General features: G+C 51.3%; 18 protein-coding genes and 1 riboswitch. Of the genes, 5 read left to right on the forward strand and 13 right to left on the reverse strand.

The genetic code is table 11. The annotated features are described in order from the left end of the window. Positions 1-41 precede the first annotated feature (41 nt). On the forward strand, positions 42-1,205 hold the full coding sequence (locus ACLIN2_RS16495; protein ID WP_411504552.1) for a cytochrome P450: 1,164 nt from the start codon (positions 42-44) through the stop codon (positions 1,203-1,205). A 213-nt stretch (positions 1,206-1,418) separates the two neighbouring features. Then, positions 1,419-2,330: an AEC family transporter gene (locus ACLIN2_RS16500; protein WP_411501596.1), complete on the forward strand. Its 912-nt coding sequence runs from the start codon at positions 1,419-1,421 to the stop codon at positions 2,328-2,330. Positions 2,331-2,400: 70 nt separating this feature from the next. On the opposite strand, the gene ACLIN2_RS16505 is transcribed toward ACLIN2_RS16500, so the two are convergent. The 9 genes from ACLIN2_RS16505 to ACLIN2_RS16545 all read right to left on the reverse strand — a co-directional run bounded on the left by ACLIN2_RS16505 (position 2,401) and on the right by ACLIN2_RS16545 (position 9,966). Next, positions 2,401-3,429, reverse strand: a complete 1,029-nt coding sequence (locus ACLIN2_RS16505; protein ID WP_411501597.1) for an ABC transporter substrate-binding protein — start codon at positions 3,427-3,429, stop codon at positions 2,401-2,403. 12 nt (positions 3,430-3,441) lie between these two features. Continuing rightward, a complete protein-coding gene (locus ACLIN2_RS16510) occupies positions 3,442-4,218 on the reverse strand; it encodes an ABC transporter permease (protein WP_122959368.1) in 777 nt (258 codons plus the stop codon). Further along, positions 4,218-4,994, reverse strand: coding sequence for an ABC transporter ATP-binding protein (locus ACLIN2_RS16515; protein ID WP_411501598.1), 777 nt, complete (start codon positions 4,992-4,994; stop codon positions 4,218-4,220). The genes ACLIN2_RS16510 and ACLIN2_RS16515 overlap by 1 nt, the downstream gene beginning before the upstream one ends. Further along, positions 4,988-5,659 (reverse strand): thiaminase II, encoded by a 672-nt coding sequence (gene tenA / locus ACLIN2_RS16520; RefSeq protein ID WP_092266914.1) that lies wholly within the window; start codon positions 5,657-5,659, stop codon positions 4,988-4,990. The genes ACLIN2_RS16515 and tenA overlap by 7 nt, the downstream gene beginning before the upstream one ends. Before the next feature lie 7 nt (positions 5,660-5,666). Beyond that, positions 5,667-6,953, reverse strand: coding sequence for an acetylornithine deacetylase (locus ACLIN2_RS16525; protein WP_411501599.1), 1,287 nt, complete (start codon positions 6,951-6,953; stop codon positions 5,667-5,669). A 1-nt stretch (position 6,954) separates the two neighbouring features. Continuing rightward, positions 6,955-7,725 carry a thiazole synthase gene (locus ACLIN2_RS16530; protein WP_411501600.1) on the reverse strand — a complete coding sequence of 257 codons (771 nt, stop codon included), beginning with the start codon at positions 7,723-7,725 and terminating at the stop codon, positions 6,955-6,957. Positions 7,726-7,730: 5 nt separating this feature from the next. Then, positions 7,731-7,934, reverse strand: a complete 204-nt coding sequence (gene thiS / locus ACLIN2_RS16535; RefSeq protein ID WP_328211530.1) for a sulfur carrier protein ThiS — start codon at positions 7,932-7,934, stop codon at positions 7,731-7,733. 247 nt (positions 7,935-8,181) lie between these two features. After that, a riboswitch (TPP riboswitch) is annotated at positions 8,182-8,292 on the reverse strand. A gap of 47 nt (positions 8,293-8,339) precedes the next feature. After that, entirely contained in the window at positions 8,340-8,717 is a 378-nt protein-coding gene (locus tag ACLIN2_RS16540) for a kinase-associated lipoprotein B (protein WP_122922481.1), read from the reverse strand. 40 nt (positions 8,718-8,757) lie between these two features. Next, a complete protein-coding gene (locus ACLIN2_RS16545; RefSeq protein ID WP_411501601.1) occupies positions 8,758-9,966 on the reverse strand; it encodes an alanyl-tRNA editing protein in 1,209 nt (402 codons plus the stop codon). Between the two features lie 97 nt (positions 9,967-10,063). Here ACLIN2_RS16545 and ACLIN2_RS16550 point away from each other — a divergent pair, with 97 nt between their 5' ends. Next, positions 10,064-10,459, forward strand: coding sequence for a DUF2203 domain-containing protein (locus ACLIN2_RS16550; protein ID WP_246070959.1), 396 nt, complete (start codon positions 10,064-10,066; stop codon positions 10,457-10,459). Positions 10,460-10,480: 21 nt separating this feature from the next. On the opposite strand, the gene ACLIN2_RS16555 is transcribed toward ACLIN2_RS16550, so the two are convergent. The 3 genes from ACLIN2_RS16555 to ACLIN2_RS16565 form a co-directional block, all read right to left on the reverse strand. Continuing rightward, the gene (locus tag ACLIN2_RS16555; protein ID WP_092266907.1) at positions 10,481-10,708 is read right to left on the reverse strand and encodes a 50S ribosomal protein L7ae; all 228 of its coding nucleotides are present in this window, start codon (positions 10,706-10,708) and stop codon (positions 10,481-10,483) included. Positions 10,709-10,863: 155 nt separating this feature from the next. Further along, complete coding sequence (locus ACLIN2_RS16560) at positions 10,864-12,147, reverse strand: glycoside hydrolase family 18 protein (RefSeq protein WP_327928971.1); 1,284 nt, start codon at positions 12,145-12,147, stop codon at positions 10,864-10,866. A 65-nt stretch (positions 12,148-12,212) separates the two neighbouring features. Continuing rightward, positions 12,213-12,521: a thioredoxin family protein gene (locus ACLIN2_RS16565; RefSeq protein ID WP_092266905.1), complete on the reverse strand. Its 309-nt coding sequence runs from the start codon at positions 12,519-12,521 to the stop codon at positions 12,213-12,215. A gap of 80 nt (positions 12,522-12,601) precedes the next feature. On the opposite strand from ACLIN2_RS16565, the gene ACLIN2_RS16570 reads away from it, so the two are divergent. Together ACLIN2_RS16570 and ACLIN2_RS16575 are read left to right on the forward strand one after the other, a co-directional pair. Further along, a complete protein-coding gene (locus ACLIN2_RS16570; protein ID WP_400586160.1) occupies positions 12,602-13,612 on the forward strand; it encodes a medium chain dehydrogenase/reductase family protein in 1,011 nt (336 codons plus the stop codon). A gap of 25 nt (positions 13,613-13,637) precedes the next feature. Next, positions 13,638-14,048 carry a MerR family transcriptional regulator gene (locus ACLIN2_RS16575; RefSeq protein ID WP_092266903.1) on the forward strand — a complete coding sequence of 137 codons (411 nt, stop codon included), beginning with the start codon at positions 13,638-13,640 and terminating at the stop codon, positions 14,046-14,048. An 86-nt stretch (positions 14,049-14,134) separates the two neighbouring features. Here ACLIN2_RS16575 and ACLIN2_RS16580 read toward each other — a convergent pair whose 3' ends face one another. Continuing rightward, positions 14,135-15,631, reverse strand: coding sequence for a long-chain-fatty-acid--CoA ligase (locus tag ACLIN2_RS16580; protein ID WP_411501602.1), 1,497 nt, complete (start codon positions 15,629-15,631; stop codon positions 14,135-14,137). Positions 15,632-15,646: the final 15 nt, after the last annotated feature.

Consider the following 15,646-nt stretch of genomic DNA (forward strand, 5'->3'; position numbering starts at 1 on the left):
ATACGGAGACACAAGGAAAGCGCTATGGCAACATCATTTTCATGAAAGAGCTCTCGAATAATGCCGCCCAATTGCTTCCGTTTCCCATCTATCGAGAGCTGCGAGAAAAAACACCTGTCCGTTATGACGAGGACAGACAATCCTGGGATGTTTTTCGGTATGAGGACGTCCATCGCATTTTAAAGGACCCGGCAACTTTTTCATCCCGGCGTGGATTGGAAGTGAGAGGCGAAACGCTGCTCACGATGGATCAGCCCAAGCATACTCACATGCGCAATCTGGTAAACAAGGCATTTACTCCAAAAGCGATCAACGACCTCGCCCCTCGCATTACTTCCATTACAAACGAACTGCTCGATCAAGTCGCTTCCCGTGGAAAAATGGATATCGTATACGACTTGGCCACTCCTTTGCCTGTGATCGTCATCGCCGAGCTATTGGGAGTTCCTGCAAAGGATCGCATGCTGTTCAAGGATTGGTCGGATACGATGGTCAAAGGAGTCGAGGACAACACGGACACGGCACTTGCTCACATGATGGCGGAAAGAGATAAAGCAGAAGCTGAACTCGTGCAATACTTTCTCAAGTTTCTCGAGGAACGGCGCAAAAAGCCTGAGGACGACCTTGTTTCCGCTCTGTTGGATGCTGAAATTGACGGAGAAAAGCTGCAGGAGCAGGATATTTTGAGATTCTGTATTCTGCTTCTCGTCGCTGGTAACGAAACCACGACCAATCTGATTACAAATGCGACCCGTCTCATGACCGAGCAGCCCGCCATTCAAGACCAGGTACGACAGCAGCCAGAGCTGGTCAAAAGCATGGTGGAAGAAACGCTTCGCTACTATCCTCCGATCGTTGCGATCGGCCGAGTAGCTACTCAGGATGTAGAAATTTGCGGCCAGCTCATCCGGGAAGGGCAGCAAGTAGTATCGTGGGTAGGCGCAGCCAATCGTGACCCGGAAAAGTTCGATGATCCCGAGACGTTTCACACGGATCGCAAGCCGAATGCGCATATGGGCTTCGGATTTGGCATCCATTTCTGCCTCGGAGCACCTCTCGCAAGACTGGAAGCACAGATCGCCCTTGAAATCCTGCTAACGCGCTTCACGGATATCGAGTTCGAGAAAACGTCGCTGACCCCTATTCCCAGCCCTTTCGTTTTCGGTGTAAAAAGCTATCCAGTCACTTTCCGTGAACGTAAGTGACCCCCTTCTCCCTGCCCGGCTCCTATTGTGAGCTGGGTTTTTATTGTTCTTTTGTAACCTCACTCTGATAATCTGGAGGCATCTCGCTTCTTCATATTCGACTAAAAGCATCGGCAGACTAAGAATTTTTCCTTTTCATCTTACCGAAAGAGTGGTAGAGTCTATATTTGTTTAAAACGATTGAAATGCACGATAGTTAGGAGACTTACGTAAATGGACAGCTTTAACAGTCAATTTTTATCATCGGTTCTCATTATCGCTCTCGGCTATTTTCTCAAGCGGTGCAACATCATCAAAGAAAAAGATGGCGAAGGGCTGGCACGGATTATTTTTAATATCACGCTTCCTTGCCTGATCGTTTCTACTTTTCATAATGTAACACTTGATGGGTCTCTCATGCTCTTGGTAGTCATCGGCTTTTTGTACGGAGTCATGGCCGCATTCCTAGCTTATTTCGCATTCCGCAAAGAAAACCGTCAGACGAAAGGGATGCTAGGAATGATGGTTCCGGGCTTCAATGTGGGGCTGTTCGCCTATCCGCTCGTTCAAGGCATTTGGGGTCAGGAGGGGCTGGCGTACTTCGGGATGTTCGATGTTGGAAATGCCATGATCGTCTTCGGAGTCAGCTATTTGATCGGCAGCTATTATTCCGGTGAAAAGGTCAAGCTGAATTTCAAACAAGTACTGAGCAAAGTGTCCAAATCCATTCCTTTGCTTACGTATCTCATTATTTTCGGATTGAATCTTGCTCATATTCCACTTCCGGATCTGTTCCTCGGCATCACCGGGACGATTTCCAAAGCGAATATGCCCCTGTCTTTGCTGCTGCTCGGCATTTATTTGAATTTCTCTTTTGACAAGCGCTACCTGCATCACTTCTGGAAGGTTCTGGGTCTGCGCTACATCGTAGGTCTGGCTGTCGGCATCACCTGCTTCATGCTGCTGCCGTTTGAAGATATGTTCAAGTACACCTTGCTCGTTGGCTTCGTTCTACCGATGGGTGTCTCTGTCCTCGCCTATTCCGTCGAGTTCAAATACGACTACAAATTTGTCGGGATGGTCTCGAACATGACGATCCTAATCAGTTTCGTACTCTTGTGGGGAATATCCAATATGGTAATGTAAAAAACAGCAGCTCGGGAATCGCGTTCGCTCCCAAGCTGCCGTTTTTTAATTATGCTCCTCGAGCTGAGCCTTACTTCACCACTTCACGCATGATTTCTTCTGCCTTCACATCTTCCGTGATCAGGTTTTCTTTTTTCATCCAGTCGATCAGCGTCTGCCAGGATTCTGTGGTCTGGCTGCCGAACGTTCTATCTCCTGCGTCCATCAATGGAATTAAAATCTCCAAGCTTTTCGTCTCGATGTCTTTTTCCAGTGGGAACTCGTTCGCTTGCTTGCTCAAGAGCAGATCCAGCGCTTTTTCTTTATTGTCCTTGACGTATTGCTGACCTTTCGCAGCTGCACGCATGAAAGCCTCTATGGCCTGCTGTTTTTTCCCGAAAGTATCGTCACTAGTCGTCATCACCAGCTCGTAGTAATCCGGTACACCAAAATCAGTAGGTGCAAAAGCATGGACCGGAATGCCATTTTTCTCGAGGATCAGCTGTTCATGGTTCTTGTAGCCACCGACGACTGCATCGACCTTTTTCCCTGTCAGAGCAGGAACGATGTCAAAGCCAATATCGGTAAAGGAAATGCCGCTGTCATCTCCGCCTGCTTGCTTCACTACGTTGCGCACCACGGATTCATCCAATGGCACGGATGGATAGCCAACGTTTTTTCCAGCGAGCTTTTGCGGACCATCAATGCCGCTATCCTGTCTGGTCATGATAACGTTGAGCGGATGGCGAACCAGCGCTCCTACGGACACGACGGGAATTCCTTCGGAGCGAGCTTGTACGACCTGCGTCTGGTAGCTGATCGCCAGGTCTACTTTCCCGGCGGCTGCCATTTTCAGCGGGTCGTTGCTGTCTGATGGCATTTGTAGGTTTACTTTCAGATTTTCCTCTTTGAAATAGCCTTGTTCATCAGCGGCATACAAGAAGGAATGGACGGCATTCGGATACCAGTCCAAAGCTACAGTCAATTCAGTTGGTGCATTTCCTTCGCTTCCACCAGGTGCAGGTGTAGGTTGTGCTCCTGATTGATTTCCGCAAGCTGCCAGACCTGCCGACAGCAGCAAGGCTGCAACCGTTTTGCTCCATTTTTGAATCGGTTTCATGGGTACATCCCCCTATTTTTCTTTCGATGTTTTTCTACTTGTTCTTTGATGCGGGGTAAAATACTTCTCCATACGTCCCACCAGCCAAAACAACAGCATGCCCAAAATGGACAGCAGCAGGACGGAGGCAAACAGCGCCGGCGCCTGAAAGTTTCCAGAGGCGCGGCGACCAAAATAGCCGAGCCCCTCACTGGATCCCAGCCACTCCCCGATAGTCGCCCCTGCGACACTGTAGGTAGCCGCCACCTTCAATCCACTGAAGAAGTGCGGCAAGCTCGACGGAAGCTGCAGCTTGGTAAAAATCTGCCAGCGATTGGCTCCCATGGTTTTGAGCAACTGCAGCATCTCTTTGTCTGTCGAGCGCAAGCCGTCATACGTATTGACCACGATCGGGAAAAACGTAAACAGAATCGTGATCGCGATCTTTCCCGATAAATCGTAGCCGAACCATAGGATAAAGACCGGTGATAAAGCGATGATCGGAATGGTCTGGGAAATAACAATATACGGATAGACCAATCGTTCAACCACACGACTCATATTCATCGCAAAGGCAAGCAAAATCCCAAACACGATGGAAGCGCTAAGCCCGAGGATAACTTCCTTCAAAGTCACCCATAGATGCAAACCCAGCAGGGTCTTGCGCAAGTCCCACAACGACAAGACGACAGTGCTTGGCGGCGGGAGAATAAAGGGAGGCACATGCAGCAAGCGGCAGACGGCCTCCCAGACGATTACGAAAAGCGCAATCGAGATCCCGAACCACACACCCCGATTCCACCCGGCCATCACGCATCCCTCCCAGCTGGGGATTTACTGGCATTTTGGCGCAGCAGCTCCCAAATTTGCTCACGTAATGCCAGGAATTCCGCACGATTTCGGTGGGCAGTCGTTCGCGGGCGCTCTACATTTACCACGAGTTCCACAGGCTTTTCAATCGGCTTGCCGTTCAACACAATGACGCGATCCGCGAGCAAGATGGCTTCATCGATGTCATGGGTGATCATCAGCATCGTACTGCCGGTCTCCTGCCACATTTCCATCAGCCACTCTTGCAGCTCCATTCTTGTGATCCCGTCGAGAGAGCTGAACGGCTCGTCTAGCAGCATGATGTCGGTGTCAGACAACAACGCGCGTAAAAACGAAACGCGCTGCCGCATTCCCCCCGAAAGCTCTGCCGGGTACGCATCTGCCCATTCGTGCAGCCCATACCGGGGAAGCTCCGAACGAACCCTGTCTTGTGCTTCTTTTTTGGCAACTCCTTTGATTTCCAAAGGAAGCGCCGCATTTTCCACGACCGTACGCCAAGGGAGTAGAGCATCGCGCTGAGGCATGTATCCGACCATCCCAAGGCGACTTTCTGTCGGAGCACCATTTAGCGTGATTGAGCCTTGTTCAGGCTGCAAAAGCCCTGCAATCAGTTGAAACAACGTACTTTTCCCAATCCCGCTTGGGCCGATCAGGCTGATAAACTCGCCTTTTGCCACGCGCAGGTCAAAATTTTGAAGAATAGGCTGGTCTCCGTACGCAAAACGGACACCGGAGAAGGCCACTTTGTCTAGCACGGCCAAAATTCCTTTCTGTACGCCATATCCCAGAACAAATATTCCATCTTGGACGTGGTCAGGAAATGCTCCTCCAAACGGGCGAGCTCTTTCTCATTTTTCCCCTCTGCCAGCTCGTTCATCACGCCAATCAGCCAGGTTGCCAGTTCCCCAAACTCGTCAGAGCTGTAAGTGCGCACCCACTCTCCGTACAGTTCGTGATCGAGCGCCCCCTCTATCTTTGCCAGCTTCTTGCCGATCTCCCAGTAGCCCCACATACACGGAAGTAGAGAGCTGACCAATTCAGCGAGAGAGCCTTGGTGAGCGACTCTCAGCATGTAGCTGGTGTACGCGAGCATTACAAAAGATGGCTCTGTCGCTTCGAGCTCTGCGCGCGAGATCCCAAATCGCTCGGCGTACTGTCTGTGCAAATTCATCTCGCCATTCAAGGTCGCTTCCTGCAAACCAGCAAACTTCGCACTGGTTTCCAGATCGTATGCTTTTGTGCTTGCAATCGCAAACATCTTGGCATAATCGATCAAATAGACATAGTCCTGCTTCATGTAATATTTAAATGATTCGACTGGCAGCGTTCCGTCTCCCATTCCGGTGACAAAGGGATGCTGATGAGTCTTTTCCCAGATCGGGGCTACGCTTTTCCAAAGACGATCGGTAAACGTTGTCATATGAGCTTCACGCCTTTCCTTCCTTATCCGTATTGCACCAATCTGCAATAAACTGCGCCATGATTTGCGCAAACAAAACAAGCTGCTCGGGATCGATGGATTCATCCACCGCATGGGCATGGGAAAGCTCTCCCGGTCCGAACAGGACAGCTGGAATACCCGCGTGAGCAAACCAGCCCGCATCCGTCACGGTGACGGACATATCGACGGTCGGTGCCTGCTTGACCTGCTGTTCATAAGCAGATTGCAAAGCAGCCAATCCGGAATGAGCATGATCCAGCTCAAGCGACGGGAAAATCTCACCGCGCTCCTCGATCATCGAACGCCCACCCCATCGAAAGGTCGGCGGGTTGTCGCAGAGCCATACATCTGCTGCCGCTGCTCGCAGGACGTGATCCTCCACTTCCCGAATGATCTGATCATACGATTCATTGGGATAAAAATGAACCGTAATCCAAAGTGCACATTGATCCGCGATAAAAGCCGCATGGCGACCACCTTCGATGACAGCGGGATTAATCGTGTTGCTGCCAGCTGGAAAGCCCGGATACGATTTCATGACCGCCCAGTGGCGTTCCAGATCCTGCAAGGAAGCAATGACCTTCATCATTTTCTCGATTGCAGAGGCACCTTTCACTCTCCCACCAGCATGGATCGTTTTTGCCCGCATCCCGTCATGCATGGTCGTTGGGCTTTCGATCGTAATCCAGCCCGTGATGACACCGCCCTGCCCTTGCATATGCAGGCCGCTTGTATCCACGACGACTGCATAGTCTGCCTGATAGCCTCTCTCGATGGCAGCCAGCGTGCCAGCTTCACCGGCTTCTTCCCCGATGACCGACTGGAACAACAGATCGCCCCTTAGCTCTACGCCGTGTTCGCAAAGCATTTTGATCGCAAACAGGCTGGCGGCCATTCCACCTTTCATATCAGCTACGCCGCGTCCATACCAACGTCCGTTCTTTCCTTTCGTCAAAGCAAACGGCGGATACGTCCAGCCCGCATCATCTCCGACCTCAGCTACGTCGATATGCCCGTTGATGATCAAGCTGTTCGCAGTCGCGGACGCAGAACCCTTGAGCGTACCCACCACATTGTCATCGCCCGGAAATACCGGCCAGCGATCGATTGCAAAGCCCAGCCCCTGCAATTCTTGCACAATCAAGCTCTGCGCCTGCTCGCTATTTCGTGCAGGCGGGCTGACTGTCGGGTACGAGACCAGGTGGCCCAGCAGGTCAAACAACTCTTCTTTTCGACTGGCGATTGCCTCGACTGCTGCACGTACCCCACTCACGCTACTCAATCATCCCTTCTGTTGGGCTGCTTGCCGAAGCGTAGCGTTTTTTCGCGATGCGTCCTGCCAAAAAGCCTTTGCGTCCCGCTTCCACGCCCAGCTTCATCGCTTCTGCCATCAGCACCGGATTGTCTGCCAGCGCTACTGCTGTATTTAAAAGCACGCCATCCGCGCCCAGCTCCATGGCTTTTGCGCAATCTGCTGGCGCACCGATGCCCGCGTCGACGATGATCGGTACTTTTGCATCCTCGATAATGAAGCGCAGGTTGTTTTCATGCACGATCCCTTGACCGGAACCGATCGGAGAAGCTCCCGGCATCACAGCGTGAACGCCTGCTTCCTGCAAACGGCGCGCAAGAATCGGGTCATCGTTGGTGTAAGTCAAGACGATGAAGCCTTCCTCCACCAAGATTTTGGATGCCTCCAGTGTGCCGATTGGATCTGGCAGCAATGTTTTCGGATCACCGATGACTTCGACCTTGATCATGTCGCACAAGCCAGATGCTTTCGCCAGGCGAGCGATGCGCACAGCCTCTTCTGCCGTGTAAGCCCCTGCTGTATTCGGCAGAAGCGTGAACTTTTTCAGGTCGAGCTGTTCCAAAAAGTTAGGCTCGTGTGGGTTTTCCAAATTCAGTCGACGAATGGCAAAAGTGAGAATCTCTGCCTCTGATACCTCGACTGCCTTACCCTGTGTTTCCAAATCAGCAAACTTACCCGTTCCCAAGAGCAAGCGGGAGCTAAACTCGTACGGTCCAATTTTCCATGTATCCATCAGGATCATCCTCCTCCAACAAAGTGAACGATTTCAATACGATCTCCATCCATAATCGGTGATTCCTCATAGCGGGTGCGGTCGATGATTACCCCGTTTTGCTCCACGACTACGATCTTCTCCTGCAGCTGATAAGACGCGAGAAGTGCGCGTACATTCTGGACATCATCAGCCAGCTCCACCTTTTTTCCGTTCAGAACTACGACCATCGTATTCCTCCTATCCGTAAGAAATCCTCAATCGAGGCGTGTTCAAGGAGGAGCGACCGCGTTTTAGCGGAAAGTTTTCATGCGCTCCGGAATTCATAAACGTCAACGCTTATAAATTCCTTTACGTTAAAAAACGGCTCCTCCCGTCGCTGGAAATCATCCAGTCAAAACAGAAGAAGCCGTTTCCTAATCATCACGCAGATAGTTTACAAAAAAAACCATCCGCCGTGGATGGTTTTGGTTCATAACGATTCGTTATACCTCTTCCTCCGCTGGCATGACCCAGTTCAGGTTCAACGGTCAGTAACACATTCGTTACAATCTCAGCCAACTATGCTCGGCCCCCGCTTGGTAGTGTTCTTATTCATTTGTCGTACTTTCGATACCTACAGTATCACTCTATTTCTATTTTGTAAAGGTTTCCTTGTGCATCGCTTCCAGCTCCACCAGACAGCGCTGCGCCCACAGAGACATTTTCTTCAATTTCTCCATTTCCCGCTCCATCGCAATCCGCACCGATTCCTTGTAGTCCGGGATCGCTCCGTTATACCGCATCACGGCATTGCTTGGGCACATGAACTTTTCTTGGTACGACAGCGCTGGGCGTTGATGAAACAAAGGCACGTCGACCTCAAACGATGTATGCAAGTCTCCCTGGGTCGGGAACTTGGTGACAGCCAGTACCTTTACGAGCAGTTTGGAATCATGGTTCTCGAGAACTTCCGTTATATATTCCCCAGTCTTTTGCGTGACGCGTACGATATCTCCCGGATTCCACATCATGGCGCGATCATCCTCCTCTGTTATTTTCTTTCGTTATCCTTTAGGAAAGAGCTGCCTTCAACAGCTGTTTTGCATGGTCAAGAACTTCCTGCGCAGGTAGAGTTGGCTGGCCACCGCCTTGTGCCATAGCCGCATTCCCGCCGCCTTTTCCGTCGATTAAAGGCAGGGTATCCTTAATCAGTTGGTTCACCGCCACGTTTACCTCTGCTCCTCGGGCAAAGACAAGCTGCAGTTTTTCACCTGTCGCTGCCAGCAGGCACACGACATTCGGCGCTTGTGCTACAGCTTGATGAGCAAATTGCTGCAGCTGCTGGATCGAGCGGTCGCTAAAGGTCATTTCCAAAAGTCGCACCCCTCCCAGCTGATCCGCTTGTGCCAGATGCTGACGTACCTCCACTTCAAGCAAGAGACGCTCCTTTTCCACCAAGCTTTGCTTCAGCGCATCACGCTCGGCGACCAGCCGCTCTGCTTGGGCTACAAGCTCCGCGTCACTCGTCATGAGCAGCTTCGAGACCTCTCGAACCATGGACTGCTTTCTTGTATAATCTCGCAATGCACGCCAGCCGCAAATAAACTCCAGTCGAATATTGCCCCGATGACGCTCCCAGCCCAAAATTTTGATCATCCCCACTTCGCCGGTATGTGCAGGGTGTGTCCCCCCGCACGGATTGTAATCAAACTCGGGAATGATCACGACACGGATGTTTTCAGTAACAGTCGGCTGCTTTTTTAGCGGCAATGTCGCCAGCTCTTCATCATCTACAAAACGCGCGGAAATCGGCCGATTTTCCAGAACGATCTGGTTGGCGCGCTGCTCGACTGCTTCCCATACCTCTTGGGTCAGCTCATCGAGTCTTACATCGATCGTGACTCGCTCTTTTCCCAAATGAAAAGCAACGGTCTCTGCTCCCACTACCTCCAGGAAAGCTGCCGACAAAATGTGCTGCCCGGCATGCTGCTGCATATGGTCGAATCTGCGTTCCCAGTCGATGCTGCCTTCGAGCTGCACCGTTTCTTCCGGGATGGGGGATGCTAAGCGATGACGGACTTCTCCATCTACTTCTTCTACATCGATGACACGCGTTTCACCAAGATGACCATGATCAGATGGCTGTCCACCGCCAGTCGGATAAAAAGCGGTCTGACTCAATACCACATAGGGCGTGCCGTTCTCTTCCACGCCTCGTTTCGTTACTTCGGCCGTAAATGTTTTCACATAGGCATCCTGGTAATACAGTCTGTCCTTCATTTTTCCTGACTCCTTACCGCAAGAAGCAAAAACACATTTGCGCTGCTTCCGCCATTTTCTCCCGTACGGGGTTGCTAGTATAATAGATAAGTAGGAGGTGTTTCTTTTGTCCAAAAAGTATTTTACTCCCGAGGAAGCCAATGAGCTGCTGCCCTATGTACGCGCAGAGCTATCCTTTATGCAGGAAGCCAAACGCACTTTCTATAAGCTCTATCAACAGCGTGAAGAAGTGAAAAAGCTTTTGCCCGTGGACGAGAGCGAGCTCTTTGCCGTTGAATGCCGCCTGGAATTTATGGAGTTGGAAGCCAAGGCGCGTATCACACGCCTTCTTGAAAAAGGCGTTCAAGTGAAAGATGTCGACATCGGCTTGTTTGATTTCCCGGCGATGATCAATGGCGAAGAAGTCCTCCTGTGCTGGCGGGAGGGAGAAAGTGAGATCACTCACTACCACGGACTGCATGAAGGCTTTCAGGGACGCAAGAAGCTTGAGTAAATCAGCTTCTTGCGTCACCTTCTAGCCCAGCAGCAGCTCCATTTGTTCTTCACGTCTAGCTCGCTCTTCCGGTGTCGCCAAATCATACTTTTTCAGCAGGTGGAACAGCTCGTTCAGTCTTTCTTGCGACAGCTCGGTTGCAAGCAACGTCTGCAGCTGTTGGACTCGTTTCTCTGGCAAAAAAGGAGCTTGCTCTCCCAGCTTTTTTTGTACATCCTCCACACTGTGGTCCAGCTTGCATTCTCCCATTTTTCTCCCCCTCCTTCTACTCGAAGCATGACGCTTCATCCTTACTTTTTGCCATCATACCATGATTCTAGCAGATAGGAAAACGTATACAGCAGTTGAAGTGAGCTGGCCACAAAAAACAGGCGCACAGCCTAAAAGCACTGCACGCCCGTTCCTCATGCCCGTTTTCGTACTCGGAAGTTCCCTTCGATCAGAAGCCAGTTTTGCGGAAACGGCAGCCCAAGCTTCCAGTAGCTCACACCGCGCAATCCAAGCTGCTTGACGAGATCGAATTTGGCTTGAATCGACCTTGCATCTTCAAACCAGACCTGATGACGTTTCCCATCCGCGGCTGTGTATTCGAAAAAGGGTGCCTGTGCCCGATAGTCGTACTGGATGTTGACATTGTGCTCGGCTGCTAAAGCTATGGCGGCCTGTGGACTGAGTGCTCTTGCAGTCGTCCCTTGCTCGAATGGCAGGGTCCAGTCATACCCGTACAGGTTTTGACCCATCAAGATTTTCTCTGCTGGCATTTCCGTCAAGGCGTACTGCAGCACCCTGCGCACCGGCCCGATCGGGGAGACCGCCATGGGTGGACCTCCGCTGTATCCCCACTCGTACGTCATGATTACGACGAAATCGGCAATGGCGCCGATCGCCCCGTAATCGTGAGCGGTGTACCATCTTCCTTGCTGCTCTGCACTCGTTTTTGGTGCTACCGCTACCGACATCATCATCCCTGCAGCCTGTGTTCGCTGCTTGGCACGACGCAAAAAGCGAATGTAGGCTTCTCGGTCCGTTGGCGGCAGTGCTTCCATATCAAAGTGGATGTCCCCCATGCCCAGCTCCTGTGCAGTGGAAATGATCGAGTCGAGCAATTTGTTCTGCAGCTCCATATCGTTCAAGACCAGTCCGCCCAGCTCTGTGCTGAATTGACTCCCCTCGAGGTTCGTTACAACCAGCATCATGACCACCTGATTTTCGCGTGCAATCGCCGGAAAATTGTTCAGGGCAGGCCGTGCCAGCGTGCCATCGCGCTTGATTCGGAAGCTAAACGGCGCTAAATAGGTCAGATGAGGAGCAGCTGTGCGGACATCGTTTTCCAACGCCTCGGAAACGGTCCTTCGCGGTTCGGCATAAGCATTAAAGTCTGCTGCTCTTCTGGGGCGGGGCGGAATATACAGCTTTTGACCAATCTGCAACGGACGATACTGGGATATTCCGTTAACCCGCGCCAATTCTGCCGCACTGATCTGGAAGCGTTGGCCGATCGTGTACAGAGTATCCCCTTGTCTCACCCAGTAAAAGCTTCCCTCGATGGGAATCACCATCGCCTGTCCGATGACAAGATTCGCTGGATCGGGAAGCTCGTTGGCTCTTGCTATTTCGGACGCGGTCGTCCCATATGTTTCGGCGATGCCAGACAGCGTTTGTCCTTGTTCCACCACATGAATCTGCATACGCCTCCTCCTTCGCAATCAGTCTCTCTTTCTTTTTATTCCGCGCGAAGGAATTAGGTGTATGTCTAGTTCAAAACCTTTAGACGCTCAAAGAGAAACCCGACTGATTGCATGGCAAAATGCCGCTCCGCCAGCACGCCCTCTCGGAACAATAGCAAGGCAGGAACGCTGCTGATCTCCCACTGAGAAGCCACGTTCGGTGCCGTATTGATATTCATCTGGTACACATTTGCCTGGGGTAATGCTTCGCAAACAACATGTAACATTCGCTTAGCTACCTTGCAGGTCCCGCACATCGGCGTATAGACGAACAGGGCGAATGAATGCTTTTGCTCCACCTGCTGTTGGAACTGTTCGACCTTTATTTCTTGCATGGCATTTCCCCCCTTGACTTCGAGTTTACTCTAACACTTACCATATACCCAACTTCGAAAATAGAAAAGGGGATTGTGTGATGATAAGTGCCCGTGTAGTAGTAACTGAATATGGAGGGACAGATGTCCTCAAGCTCGCTTTGGAGCCGTTGAGAAAGCCTCACAGGGGTGAATTGTTGATTCAAGTGGAGTACTCCGGTGTCGCTCTCGCCGATCTCATGCGCAGGGAAGGTCTGTACCCTTCTACCCCACAGCCTCCCTTTACACCCGGTTATGACGCGATTGGTATCGTCATAGAAAAAGGAGAAGGCGTCACGGCATTTGCAATTGGGGATCGTGTCGCTGTCTTTATGGATGGCCTGGGCGGTTATGCATCCTATCTTTACGCACCGGTCGGCGAAGTCATCCCGGTGCCTGCATCGTTAGATCCAGCGAGTGCATTGTCAATCCTATTGAATTATGTGACTGCCTATCAAATGCTTCATCGTTTCGCCTGCGTGTCGGAAGGAAACCGCGTGCTGATTCATGGAGCCAGCGGCGGGGTAGGAACTGCCCTTCTGGAGCTGGGAAAGCTGGCGAAGCTGAAGATGTTTGGAACCGCCTCCGCCCAAAAGCATTCTGTCGTGACGAGCTACGGTGCCTATGCGATCGATTATCGCCAGGAGGATTTTGCACAAGTCCTTTCAGAGCAAGCACCAGAAGGTATGGATGCCGTATTTGATCCGATCGGAGGCAGGAACTGGGACCGTTCGATGCGAACCTTACATAGACGGGGCATCTTTATCGGGTATGGGTATACCTCGGTCTTTTCACAAGAAGAAGAAAATGATTGGGCGGCTCGATGGCAGGCGTTGACCGAAGCTGGGACAACGGCAAACGGAAACCCCGTCCACCTATACAGTATTACGACGCTGAAGAAAGAGCGGCCGGAGTGGTTTTTCGAGGATGTGCAGCATTTGTTCTCCTTGTTGCTTCAGGGGATGATTCAGCCTCTGATTTCCCATCGTATTCCTTTTCATGAAGTGGCACGGGCTCATGAACTATTGGAGACATCCAAGGCGACTGGTAAGATCGTCCTCGTCCATTCCTGACTGCGTAAGGGAGAGATTCCATCCTATGTACACCATCAGTGATATCGCCCGGCTTACAGGGATTTCCGCTTACACCCTGCGATACTATGAAAAAATTGGCGTTTTGCCCGATCCTACGCGTCAAGAAGGCAGGAAAAACGGCATCCGCCGATACAGTGATCAGGACCTGCGATTTATCCGCTTTATCCACGGCTTGAAGCAGACCGGCATGAAGCTGGAGGAAATCGCAGCATTTGTACAGGAAGGCTGCCTGTTAGCCGACGATTATCCCGTCATGCATGTCGACGAGACTCTGAAAAAACGAATTGAAATCCTGGATGAACATCTTGAGCATTTGGAGAAACAGATGCAGCAGCTCGAGGCTGTTAGAAATTTTACTCTCGAAAAGCGTGCCTTTTACGTAAACCTGCAGGCTCAGCGTGGCCCGATCAAATAGGGACAAACAACAACAAAACCAGCCCAAACGTTTGTTTGCAGCTGGTTTTTTTATTTGCGAGTATCTGTATTCGCTTATTCGTCTGTTTAGCTTCGCAAGGAACGTCGCAGGATTTTGCCCGTGCTGTTTTTCGGAAGCTCTGCTACGAATTCAACCTGGCGTGGGATCTTGTACTTTGCCAGCTTATCGTTGCAGAACGACAAGATATCCTCCTGAGATACCGCGATTTCTCTCAAGGCGACAAAGGCTTTGACCGCTTCTCCATGTACCTCATCAGGAATACCGATGACGGCCGCTTCGATAATCGCCGGATGCTGATAGAGCACTTCTTCCACCTCACGCGGGTAAACGTTGTACCCATCTACGAGGATCATATCCTTTTTCCTGTCGACGATGTAGACGTAGCCTTCCTCGTCCATGCGCGCCAAATCACCTGTGTACAACCAGCCATCCTTGAGAGCTGCCTTCGTTTCTTCCGGGAGTCCGAGGTACCCAAGCATGACGTTCGGACCATAGACGATCAACTCTCCTACTTCCCCACGCGGAACTTCATTTCCTTCTGGGTCCACCACCTTGTTGGTTACACCTGGAAGATCAATGCCGACAGATCCCGGCTTGCGTGTGCCGCGAATCGGATTGAATACAGTCGCAGGAGCCGCCTCAGACAGTCCGTAGCCTTCCATGATTTTTACGCCGAATTTTTCCTCGAACTTGTGCAGCAGCTCGACTGGCATCGAAGCCCCACCGGAGCAGCATACGCGGATGGTAGAAAAGTCCGCCCGCGTAGCGGAAGGAAGCTGCAGCATGTAATTGTACATGGTAGGAACTCCGGCAAAGCAAGACGCTTTTTGATCGCGAATGACATTGACCACCTCTACTGGATGGAAGCGCTGGACGATCAAAATGGTAGAACCGGAGCGAATCGGGCCGTTCAGACATACCGTCATGCAGAAGACGTGGAACATCGGTAAAACGGCTACAACGCGATCATCCGGCTCAAGCTCAAACAAGATGCCCATCGCTTCTGCATTCGAATCCATATTGCGATGGGAGAGCATGGCCCCTTTGGGTTGCCCGGTTGTTCCCGATGTATATAAGATAACAGCCAGACTATCCTCGTGTCGTTCTGGCTCTTCGTATTCGGTCGCTTTCTCACTGATCAGCTGGCCGATCGTAAGTTCTTCCCCCACTGGCTCTGTATAGATGACCAGCTGCAGCTCAGGAAGCTCTTCTTTTAACGAATTTATGGTCGGGGCCAGCGCCGGCAGAGCCACCACTGCTTTGGTATGACTATTGGACAAAATATAACTGATCTCTCTAGGAGTATAGATAGGATTCATGGGGACGACAGCCGCCCCGACTCGGAGAATGGCATAGTAAGCGCTCACAAATTCGGGGCGGTTATCTAACAGCAGAGCCACTGCATCCCCGCTGCCAATCCCTCTTTTCGCCAGGCCCGCTGCCAAAAACTCTACCTGCTGGTCCAGCTCCGCATATGTAGTGCTCTCTCCTTGATAGACATACACGGGACGATCTGGAAAGCTGTGGGCACTACGCTTCAAATTCTCGTTCAAATCATACATCTCATATCTACCTCC

The sequence above is a fragment of the Brevibacillus centrosporus genome (genome assembly GCF_046622605.1).
GTDB classification, from domain to species: Bacteria; Bacillota; Bacilli; order Brevibacillales; family Brevibacillaceae; genus Brevibacillus; species Brevibacillus centrosporus.

What these genes read in the sequence shown, in the direction of transcription:
- ACLIN2_RS16505 (WP_411501597.1), bottom strand. Translation starts at nt 3,429, where the DNA reads ATGAAACCGATTCAAAAATGGAGCAAAACGGTTGCAGCCTTGCTGCTG.
- ACLIN2_RS16530 (WP_411501600.1), bottom strand. Translation starts at nt 7,725, where the DNA reads ATGGATACATGGAAAATTGGACCGTACGAGTTTAGCTCCCGCTTGCTC.
- ACLIN2_RS16545 (WP_411501601.1), bottom strand. Translation starts at nt 9,966, where the DNA reads ATGAAGGACAGACTGTATTACCAGGATGCCTATGTGAAAACATTTACG.
- ACLIN2_RS16510 (WP_122959368.1), bottom strand. Translation starts at nt 4,218, where the DNA reads ATGGCCGGGTGGAATCGGGGTGTGTGGTTCGGGATCTCGATTGCGCTT.
- ACLIN2_RS16560 (WP_327928971.1), bottom strand. Translation starts at nt 12,147, where the DNA reads ATGCAGATTCATGTGGTGGAACAAGGACAAACGCTGTCTGGCATCGCC.
- ACLIN2_RS16495 (WP_411504552.1), top strand. Translation starts at nt 42, where the DNA reads ATGAAAGAGCTCTCGAATAATGCCGCCCAATTGCTTCCGTTTCCCATC.
- ACLIN2_RS16555 (WP_092266907.1), bottom strand. Translation starts at nt 10,708, where the DNA reads ATGGGAGAATGCAAGCTGGACCACAGTGTGGAGGATGTACAAAAAAAG.
- ACLIN2_RS16575 (WP_092266903.1), top strand. Translation starts at nt 13,638, where the DNA reads ATGTACACCATCAGTGATATCGCCCGGCTTACAGGGATTTCCGCTTAC.
- tenA (WP_092266914.1), bottom strand. Translation starts at nt 5,659, where the DNA reads ATGACAACGTTTACCGATCGTCTTTGGAAAAGCGTAGCCCCGATCTGG.
- ACLIN2_RS16580 (WP_411501602.1), bottom strand. Translation starts at nt 15,631, where the DNA reads ATGTATGATTTGAACGAGAATTTGAAGCGTAGTGCCCACAGCTTTCCA.
- ACLIN2_RS16570 (WP_400586160.1), top strand. Translation starts at nt 12,602, where the DNA reads ATGATAAGTGCCCGTGTAGTAGTAACTGAATATGGAGGGACAGATGTC.
- ACLIN2_RS16540 (WP_122922481.1), bottom strand. Translation starts at nt 8,717, where the DNA reads ATGATGTGGAATCCGGGAGATATCGTACGCGTCACGCAAAAGACTGGG.
- thiS (WP_328211530.1), bottom strand. Translation starts at nt 7,934, where the DNA reads ATGGTCGTAGTTCTGAACGGAAAAAAGGTGGAGCTGGCTGATGATGTC.
- ACLIN2_RS16500 (WP_411501596.1), top strand. Translation starts at nt 1,419, where the DNA reads ATGGACAGCTTTAACAGTCAATTTTTATCATCGGTTCTCATTATCGCT.
- ACLIN2_RS16565 (WP_092266905.1), bottom strand. Translation starts at nt 12,521, where the DNA reads ATGCAAGAAATAAAGGTCGAACAGTTCCAACAGCAGGTGGAGCAAAAG.